This is a genomic window from Brucella oryzae (genome assembly GCF_041929965.1).
Classification (GTDB): domain Bacteria; phylum Pseudomonadota; class Alphaproteobacteria; order Rhizobiales; family Rhizobiaceae; genus Brucella; species Brucella oryzae.
Genome location: NZ_JBHEEO010000063.1, coordinates 1 through 1,162, shown reverse-complemented (window position 1 = coordinate 1,162; position 1,162 = coordinate 1). Strand labels below are relative to the sequence as shown.

Genomic DNA, 1,162 nt, shown 5'->3' with positions numbered 1-1,162 from the left:
ATACTAGAGCTCATTAATTAGAACCTATGTGCCCAATCACGTAGCCCAATTGAAATAATGGTCCATGGATCGGAGACGAGTTTGCGCCAGGCATGACAACAGACGTCAACAATATCGTCGTATGTTTTGAAGATGCGGTTGGATAGCCAGTTGTCGCGCATGAACTGCCAGATATTTTCCATCGGATTGAGCTCCGGCGACTTTGGTGGCAAAGCAATGAGCGAGATATTATCAGGAACCCTCAGCTTATTCGTCATATGCCACCCAGCCTGATCGAGAATGACCACCGCATGAGCGTTACGAGCAACATGGCGGGATATTTCGGCCAGATGCTCGTTCATCGCATGCGTATCACAATAGGGCATGACGAGCGCGGCCCCTTTGCCGTGCTTCGGGCACACAGCCCCGAAGATATAGGCTGAACGGGTTCGTTGGTCCTGAGGTGCAGAAGGTCTGCTTCCACGCTTGGCCCACCGCCGGGTGAGTTTCGTCTTTTGACCGACGCGGGCCTCGTCCTGAAACCACACCTCTATCTGCTTCCCCTTTGCTTGATGTTCTCGGATTTCTGCCAGAGTGGTTGGGAAGTTTTTTTAAATTCATCAATGGCATCAGGATCCTGAGCATGATGTCGGGGACGGGCGGACAGCTTGCGATAGCCCATGGAACGCAGTTCACGTGCAACCGTCTGGCGACTGGTTACAATACCGAACTCTTCTTCTATCCATCGAACCAGATCGCAAAGGCGCCATCGGGCGATCCCATCTACGGAAGGGTTGGGGCCTTTATCGACAAGAGCCGCCAACGCCTGACGCTGCTCATCACTGAGTAAAGGTCTGCGTCCAGGGGACTTGCCATTCACCAGACCATCCGGCCCCCGGGCGTTGAAGCGCACAACCCAGTCGCGGATAATCTGGAGGCCGACACCGCCAAACCGGGCTGCTTCTGTGCGTGTACCCCCGTCATAAATGATCGAAAGTGCTAAAAGCCGTCGTGTGCAATCGGCATCGTCGCTGGCTCTGGCCAGCGAACGAAGCAGATCAGATGAATAATCCCCGCGCAGCGTCAGTGCTTTGCTCATCCAAAATCTCCTGTTTGGGAGGAGGAATCACAAAACAAAGCACAGTGGAAGCCCTTTTGAGTCAAACTTTATGCGCTTTGGTAT

General features: G+C 53.4%; 1 protein-coding gene. It reads right to left on the bottom strand.

Features of this window, described 5'->3' with window-relative positions; all coding sequences use genetic code 11:
• Positions 1-17: 17 nt before the first annotated feature.
• Positions 18-1,078 (bottom strand): IS630 family transposase gene (locus JNC70_RS22730; protein WP_340583692.1). Its coding sequence is split into 2 segments (ribosomal slippage): positions 18-586 and positions 586-1,078, totalling 1,062 coding nucleotides; the frame shifts between segments, so codons are not numbered across the junction.
• Between the last annotated feature and the right edge of the window lie 84 nt (positions 1,079-1,162).